The following is a 7,097-nucleotide window of genomic DNA, read 5'->3' as shown; positions in this document are numbered from 1 at the left end:
GAGCGTCGGCGAGGATCTCTGCGCCGCGCTCCCCAACTATCCTCCTCTCTCCGTGGCTGCCCCGCGCCCCCGCCCCCCCCGCGCGCGCCCCCCCCCCCCCCCCGCCCGGACATGCAGGGCCGTCTGGAGATCCTCAAGGTTCACCAGAAGGGCAAGCCGGTCGCACCGGACGTCGACCTCTCCGCGGTCGCCCGCCGTACGCCGGGCTTCACCGGCGCGGACCTGAGCAACGTCCTCAACGAGGCCGCCCTGCTCACCGCGCGCGGCAACCGCAAGCTGATCGACAACGCCATGCTGGACGAGGCGATCGACCGTGTGGTCGCGGGCCCGCAGAAGCGGACCCGGATCATGTCGGACAAGGAGAAGAAGATCACCGCGTACCACGAGGGCGGACACGCCCTGGTCGCGGCGGCCTCCCCCAACTCCGACCCGGTCCACAAGATCACGATCCTCTCCCGAGGCCGTGCTCTGGGCTACACGATGGTCCTGCCCGAAGAGGACAAGTACTCGACCACGCGCAACGAGATGCTGGACCAGCTCGCTTACATGCTGGGCGGTCGCGCGGCCGAGGAACTCGTCTTCCACGACCCGACCACGGGTGCCGCGAACGACATCGAGAAGGCCACCGCCACGGCCCGCGCGATGGTCACGCAGTACGGCATGACCGAGCGCCTCGGCGCGATCAAGTTCGGCGGCGACAACACCGAGCCCTTCCTGGGCCGGGAGATGTCGCACCCGCGCGACTACTCGGAAGAGGTCGCCGCGCTCGTCGACGAAGAGGTCAAGAAGCTCATCGAGAACGCGCACAACGAGGCCTGGGAAATCCTGGTCGAGAACCGTGACGTGCTCGACGCGCTCGTGCTCCAGCTGCTGGAGAAGGAGACGCTGAACAAGGAGCAGATCGCCGAGGTCTTCGCTCCCATCGTGAAGCGCCCGGCCCGCCCCTCGTGGACCGGCTCCTCCCGCCGTACGCCGTCCACCCGCCCGCCGGTGCTCTCCCCCAAGGAGTTGTCACTGACGAACGGATCGAACGGCGCGGGTCCCGCGATCACCGCCGGTGCGACCGCCGAGTCCTCTCCCACGCTGGAGAAGGCCCCGGAGGAGCGCCCCGACAACTGACGCGCGTCTCACACGGCCTGAAATGGATGCCGCGCCCCCCTGGATTTAGCCTGGGGGGCGCGGCTTTTCCATATGCCCGCAACTGAGGCGTGTGTCCGCACACGCGTGACCCGCACAGGAACGAGGCACGACATGACCGACCCCGTGACGCTGGACGGCGACGGAGCGATCGGCGTCTTCGACGAGAAGCGCGCCGAGAACGCCGTACGGGAACTGCTGATCGCGGTCGGCGAGGACCCGGACCGGGAGGGGCTGAGGGAGACGCCGGGGCGGGTGGCGCGGGCGTACAAGGAGATATTCGCGGGGTTGTGGCAGAAGCCCGAGGATGTGCTGACGACGACGTTCGACCTGGGGCACGACGAGATGGTGCTGGTGAAGGACATCGAGGTGCTGAGCTCGTGTGAGCATCATCTGGTGCCGTTCGTCGGGGTCGCCCATGTCGGATACATTCCGTCCGCCGACGGCAAGATCACGGGGCTGTCGAAGCTGGCCCGGCTGGTGGATGTCTACGCCCGGCGGCCGCAGGTGCAGGAACGACTCACCACGCAGATCGCCGACTCCCTGATGAAGATCCTGGAGCCTCGGGGGGTCATCGTCGTCGTCGAGTGCGAGCACATGTGCATGTCTATGCGGGGGGTGCGGAAGCCGGGGGCCAAGACCATCACGTCGGCTGTGCGGGGTCAGTTGCGGGACTCGGCTACCCGTAATGAGGCGATGAGCTTGATTATGGCTCGCTGAGGTCGTTTGCCGGGTGGGGCGCCGTCGTGGCTGGTCGCGCCCACGCGGCGGAGCCGCAGATCGACACAGCCCCGCGCCCCTTTGGGCGCCTCCAGTGAACGGTGCGATCAGGTGACCGGTGTCGCCCCCGCCGCGTTGTTGTCGTCGTCCTCAGGGAGCTTGCACACCCGTTCCAGGAAGATCGCCGCCGCTATCACCGCGATGCCCGCCAGGACCGAGAAGCCGGCGTAGATGGCCTGGTCGCGGCGGGCCGGGATGTCGAGGGACTCCAGGAGGTAGGCCCCCGTGCCGCCGTACATGCCGGCGACGAGGGCGGCGACCAGGGCGCTGGCCTGGCCGAAGACGACCGCGCGGGCGGCCATCAGGGGGTCGACTCCCTTTGCGCCGGGGCGGCGCTCGCGCTGTGCCTTGAGGCGGGCGCGGAGCGAGAGCGCCGTGGCCAGCAGGACCGCCGCGATCACGGCGAGGACGATCGGCGCGGCCAGCGGGACGCTGGGGAGGGTCCCCACCGCGCTCCACAGTCGCGCACCCGCCCAGGACAGCACTCCGGCGACGACGAACACGCCGGCCAGCACCCTGATCCGCAGCTCTCTCACGGTGTCCCTTCAGCTCCCCGTGCCCTGTCCGGGCGTTGTGGTCGTCTCGACCTTAACGACTACTCGGGCAGCCGGAGTTCCAGGTCCTTGCGGGGCGCGACACCGTCACGGGTGATGTCGTCCAGGAGGGCGGCGACCGGGCCGCGGCCGGGCAACTGCGCCTCGGGTTCCACGTCGTGCCAGGGGACGAGCACGAAGGCCCGTTCGTGGGCGCGCGGGTGGGGGAGCGTCAGCACGGGGTCGTCGGAGACCACGTCGGCGTACGCGACGATGTCGACGTCGAGCGTGCGCGCGCCCCAGCGCTCCTCGCGGACCCGGTGGAAGGCCTCCTCGACCGCGTGCGCCCGCTCCAGCAGGGAGGACGGCGGCAGGGTGGTCTTGAGGACGACGACGGCGTTGAAGTACGAGGGCTGGCTGCCGGGCTCGACGCCCCAGGGCTCCGTCTCGTAGACGGGCGACACGGCTTTGATGCGGACGCCGGGGGTGTCCTCCAGGGCGTCGATGGCGCCCTGAAGGGTCTCCAGGCGGTTGCCGAGGTTGGCGCCGATGGAGATGACGGCGCGCTTCGGGTTGCTGAGCGTGGTGTCGGCGGCGTCCACCTGGCGCACCACGGAGGCGGGCACCGGCTGGACGGTCGGGTCGCTGTGACCCTCGGTGAACGAGAAGGTCATACTCGGCTCCGGGTGATGGTGACGGTCACGTCGTCGAAGGGGACGGTGATCGGGGCGTCCGGCTTGTGGACGCGGACCTCGACCTCCTCGACCCCTTCGTGCTTCAGGCAGGTCTGCGCGATGCGCTCGGCGAGGGTCTCGATGAGGTTGACCGGCTCGCCCTGGACGACGGCCACGACCTCCTCGGCCACGATGCCGTAGTGCACGGTCTTCGTCAGGTCGTCGTCGGCGGCGGCCGGCCGGGTGTCCAGGCCGAGGACCAGGTCCACGATGAAGGTCTGGCCCTCCTCGCGCTCCTTCGGGAACACGCCGTGGTACCCGCGGGCCTTGAGGCCGCTCAGCGCGACACGATCCACGCGAATCACTCCTGCAATCGTCGGTGGTGGCCGGTTCGTACCGGGTGCGGGCGGTGCACCGGCCTCGAACGAATCTACCTGCGGGCACTGACAGTGCCGGGCCGCGAGGGCGTGGGCGCCGTCCGGGCCCGCAGGATTCGCCGACCGTTTCCCCCGGGGAACCCGGCGGCTCATGGGTCGGTAGCCGCCCCTACCCGCCGGTTCGTGATTCCAACCACTTCTTGCTCCTGATGGGTCCCGGCCGGCTCCTCCTGAGCCGCCTGCCCGCTCAGGAGGGTGACTCGTCGCCCTCGTCCTCGTCGTTCTCGGCCAGGACCGGGGACGCGTGGTGCGACCAGAGCTTCCAGCCCTCGGGGGTGCGCCGGAACACGTTCGTGGCGACCACGAGCTGGCCGACGAGGGGGCCGAGTTCGTCGCTGTCGTCGGGGGACGGGCCGCCGCTGAGGATGTTCTCCGTGCAGGTGACCAGGGCGGTGTCGCCGGTCACCGAGACGTGCACGTCGGTCAGGAAGAACTGGATGTACTCGGTGTTCGCCATGATCAGCGCGTACGACCGCAGGACCTCGCCGCGCCCGGTGAGCACCGGCCAGCCCGGGTGCACGCAGGAGATCACGCCGGTGTCCGCGGGGTCGTGGTACTCCTCGTCGACGCCCAGGTCGGCCGGGGTGAGCCAGAGCGCGGACAGCTCGTCGAAGTCGCCGCGCTCAAGGGTCTCGTAGAACGCGGTGTTGGCGAGTTCCACCTGCTCGACGTCGGTGTGGGGGGCGCTCACCGGGCTCCCTCTGAGCTGGTGTGCGAGGCCGTGCGGGCGCCGAGGGCGCGCGCTCCCTCGACGGCGCGTGCGACGCGTACGGCGTCCGCGGTGGCGTGCACCTCGTGGACGCGCACCGCCCATGCGCCGGCGTGCGCCGCGAGTGCGGAGACGGCGGCGGTGGCGGCGTCGCGCTCGCGCGCCGGCGGGGGCGCTCCCTCGGGGCCGGCGAGGACATGGCCGAGGAACCGCTTGCGGGAGGCGGCGACGAGCAGGGGGTGGCCGAGGCCGAGCAGCCGGTCGAGGTGGGCGAGGAGGACGAGGTCGTGCTCGGCGTCCTTGGAGAAGCCGAGGCCCGGGTCGACGACGATGCGGTCGGGGGCGACACCCCCGGCGAGAACGGCCTCCACGCGCGCGTGCAGCTCGTCGACGACCTCGGTGACGACGTCGTCGTAGACCCCCCTGACGTTGCCGCCCTCCAGGAAGCCGCGCCAGTGCATGACGACGAAGGGGGCGCCGGAAGCGGCGACGACCGGGATCATCGCGGGGTCGGCGAGGCCGCCGCTGACGTCGTTGACCAGGACGGCGCCGGCGGTGAGGGCCTGTTCGGCGACGGAGGCGCGCATGGTGTCGACGGAGACGGTGACGCCCTCGGAGGCGAGACCGCGCACTACGGGGATGACGCGTTTGAGTTCCTCCGCCTCGTCGACGCGGGTGGCGCCGGGGCGGGTGGACTCGCCGCCGACGTCCACGAGGTCGGCGCCTTCGGTGACCAGGCCGAGGCCGCGTTTGACGGCGGCCGTGGTGTCGAAGAAGCGGCCGCCGTCGGAGAAGGAATCAGGGGTGACGTTCACGACCCCCATGACCGCGCACCGGTCCCATTCCGGAAGGCCCGCGACGCGCCCGCGCCCGCTCTGCTTGCTCATACGTTCAGCGTAGGCCTTGGGGGAGGGGCGACGGTCCCGCGGGCTGAACGCGAAGGGGCCGGTCCGGGCGATCCCGCCCCGCGCGGAGGCGGGGTGCGCGCCCGGACCGGCCCGGTCGGTCAAGCGGCCCGCACATCCCGCTCCGCGAGGCCGTGGGCGCAGGCCGGAGCCGTGGCCGCACGGCGGCGGAGGAAGCGGGGCAGGGGGAGGGCGAGGTTGACGAAGCCCTCGGCCTGCATCGCGGCGAAGCCGATGCGGGGGAGGTCGCCGGAGGCGCGGTAGACGACGAAGCGCGGCTCCCAGCGGGGCTGGAACTTGGCGTTGAACTTGTACAGGGACTCGATCTGGAACCAGCGCGAGAGGAAGACCAGCAGTCCGCGCCAGGCGCGCAGCACCGGGCCCGCGCCGATCTTCTCGCCGCGCGCGAGGGCCGCGCGGAACATCGCGAAGTTGAGCGACACGCGCGTGATGCCGAGCTTCGGTGCCGCCTGGAGGGAGGCGACGATCAGCAGCTCGTTCATCCCCGGGTCGGCAGCGCGGTCGCGGCGCATCAGGTCCAGGGACATGCCGTCGGTGCCCCAGGGCACGAAGTGCAGGATCGCCTTCAGGTCGCCGTACTCGCCCGGCTGTTCGTCGGCCTTGTGGGCGGTCGCGATGAAGCAGTCGCCGTCGGCGGGGTCGCCGATGCGGCCCAGCGCCATGGAGAAGCCGCGCTCGGTGTCGGTACCGCGCCAGGCCTCCGAGGCGAGCCGGATCCGCTCCAGCTCGCCTTCGCTGACGTCACGTACACGCCGTACCCGGGTTTCGTAGCCGGCCCGCTCGATGCGCTTCACCATTTGGCGTACGTTGCGCATCGCGCGCCCGGCGAGCGAGAAATCCGCCACGTCGACCACCGCCTCGTCGCCGAGTTCGAGGGCGTCGAGGCCGGTCTCGCGGGTCCACACCTCGCCGCCCGTCTCGGAGCAGCCCATGACGGCCGGCGTCCAGGAGTGAGCCTTCGCCTCGTCCATGAACCGCTCGATGGCACCCGGCCAGGCCTCCACGTCGCCGATGGGGTCACCACTGGCGAGCATCACTCCGGAGACGACGCGGTACGTCACGGCCGCCTTGCCGCTGGGCGAGAAGACGACGGCCTTGTCGCGGCGCAGCGCGAAGTGGCCGAGCGAGTCGCGGCGGCCGTGCTTCTCCAGGAGGGCGCGCAACTGCGTCTCGTCCTCCGGGGTGAGGCGGGCGGCCGGGTGTTCGGGCCGGAAGGCGAGGTAGATCGTCGTCACGGCAGTGAGCAGCCCCAGGGCGCCCAGGGAGAAGGCGACCGTCCAGGAGGTGCTGCCCTCGTAGTCGACCGGTCCCTCGAAGCCGAACAGGCCGTACAGGACGTGGCTGATCCGGTCGGCCAGGCTCGGGTCGCCGACCATGCGCTTGGAGTGGACGCTGACGATGACCAGTCCGAGGACGAGCGAACCGGCGCCCATGAGCACGAAGTTGGCGAGCGCGCGCCACCTGCTGCGCGGGTCGGGCAGCGCGCGGAACTCGTCGCGGTGCAGCAGCAGCGGTGCGAGCAGCGCGGCCGAGATCACGACTCCTATGACCGAGTGCCGGTACGCGAACTGCGCCACCGCGCCCGCCGGCAGCAGCGCCACCGCGGCCCGCCAGGCCCGCCGCTTGCGCCGCCTGAGCCCGTGCGCGAGGAGCAGCAACAGCACACCGGCGCTGAGCGAGAGCGCGGCGGCGAAGGGGCCGAGCGCACCCGGCAGCACCTCGGCCATGGTGTGCATACGGCTGTGCCGGAAGCGCGGGAACACCCCCGCGGCGATGTCCAGCAGGCCGACGAGGGCGCAGGCCCTGGCGACGAGCGTGGGAACGACCTCGGGGCGCGGACCTCGGACTATGCGCCGGACCCGGCCTGACCGGCTCGGAACCCCACCCGACATTTCCCCATC

General features: G+C 71.3%; 7 protein-coding genes and 1 pseudogene. 2 read left to right on the top strand and 6 right to left on the bottom strand.

The features are described from left to right. Positions 1-99: 99 nt before the first annotated feature. Both ACFXC1_RS22105 and folE read left to right on the top strand, forming a co-directional pair. Positions 100-1,119 (top strand): annotated as a pseudogene (locus ACFXC1_RS22105) (ATP-dependent metallopeptidase FtsH/Yme1/Tma family protein); the annotation flags it as partial. 132 nt (positions 1,120-1,251) lie between these two features. Beyond that, positions 1,252-1,857, top strand: coding sequence for a GTP cyclohydrolase I FolE (gene folE / locus ACFXC1_RS22100; RefSeq protein WP_381245063.1), 606 nt, complete (start codon positions 1,252-1,254; stop codon positions 1,855-1,857). Between the two features lie 107 nt (positions 1,858-1,964). On the opposite strand, the gene ACFXC1_RS22095 is transcribed toward folE, so the two are convergent. From ACFXC1_RS22095 to ACFXC1_RS22070, 6 genes are all read right to left on the bottom strand, one after another. Then, positions 1,965-2,453 carry a DUF3180 domain-containing protein gene (locus ACFXC1_RS22095; RefSeq protein ID WP_026178785.1) on the bottom strand — a complete coding sequence of 163 codons (489 nt, stop codon included), beginning with the start codon at positions 2,451-2,453 and terminating at the stop codon, positions 1,965-1,967. 59 nt (positions 2,454-2,512) lie between these two features. Next, positions 2,513-3,124 (bottom strand): 2-amino-4-hydroxy-6-hydroxymethyldihydropteridine diphosphokinase, encoded by a 612-nt coding sequence (gene folK, locus ACFXC1_RS22090; protein ID WP_019070216.1) that lies wholly within the window; start codon positions 3,122-3,124, stop codon positions 2,513-2,515. After that, a complete protein-coding gene (gene folB, locus ACFXC1_RS22085) occupies positions 3,121-3,480 on the bottom strand; it encodes a dihydroneopterin aldolase (RefSeq protein ID WP_019070215.1) in 360 nt (119 codons plus the stop codon). The genes folK and folB overlap by 4 nt, the downstream gene beginning before the upstream one ends. A gap of 268 nt (positions 3,481-3,748) precedes the next feature. After that, complete coding sequence (locus tag ACFXC1_RS22080; protein ID WP_381245060.1) at positions 3,749-4,252, bottom strand: nuclear transport factor 2 family protein; 504 nt, start codon at positions 4,250-4,252, stop codon at positions 3,749-3,751. Next, positions 4,249-5,157: a dihydropteroate synthase gene (gene folP / locus ACFXC1_RS22075; protein WP_381245059.1), complete on the bottom strand. Its 909-nt coding sequence runs from the start codon at positions 5,155-5,157 to the stop codon at positions 4,249-4,251. The genes ACFXC1_RS22080 and folP overlap by 4 nt, the downstream gene beginning before the upstream one ends. 119 nt (positions 5,158-5,276) lie before the next feature. After that, the gene (locus tag ACFXC1_RS22070; RefSeq protein ID WP_381245057.1) at positions 5,277-7,088 is read right to left on the bottom strand and encodes a phosphatidylglycerol lysyltransferase domain-containing protein; all 1,812 of its coding nucleotides are present in this window, start codon (positions 7,086-7,088) and stop codon (positions 5,277-5,279) included. Between the last annotated feature and the right edge of the window lie 9 nt (positions 7,089-7,097).

Source organism: Streptomyces hokutonensis (assembly GCF_042751305.1).
GTDB classification, from domain to species: Bacteria; Actinomycetota; Actinomycetes; order Streptomycetales; family Streptomycetaceae; genus Streptomyces; species Streptomyces hokutonensis_A.
The sequence above is the reverse complement of the archived record's forward strand: the minus strand, read 5'-3'. Positions and strand labels throughout refer to the sequence as shown.

Coding starts and splice junctions, on each gene's coding strand:
- folE (WP_381245063.1), top strand. CDS start 1,252: ATGACCGACCCCGTGACGCTGGACGGCGACGGAGCGATCGGCGTCTTC.
- folK (WP_019070216.1), bottom strand. CDS start 3,124: ATGACCTTCTCGTTCACCGAGGGTCACAGCGACCCGACCGTCCAGCCG.
- folP (WP_381245059.1), bottom strand. CDS start 5,157: ATGAGCAAGCAGAGCGGGCGCGGGCGCGTCGCGGGCCTTCCGGAATGG.
- ACFXC1_RS22070 (WP_381245057.1), bottom strand. CDS start 7,088: ATGTCGGGTGGGGTTCCGAGCCGGTCAGGCCGGGTCCGGCGCATAGTC.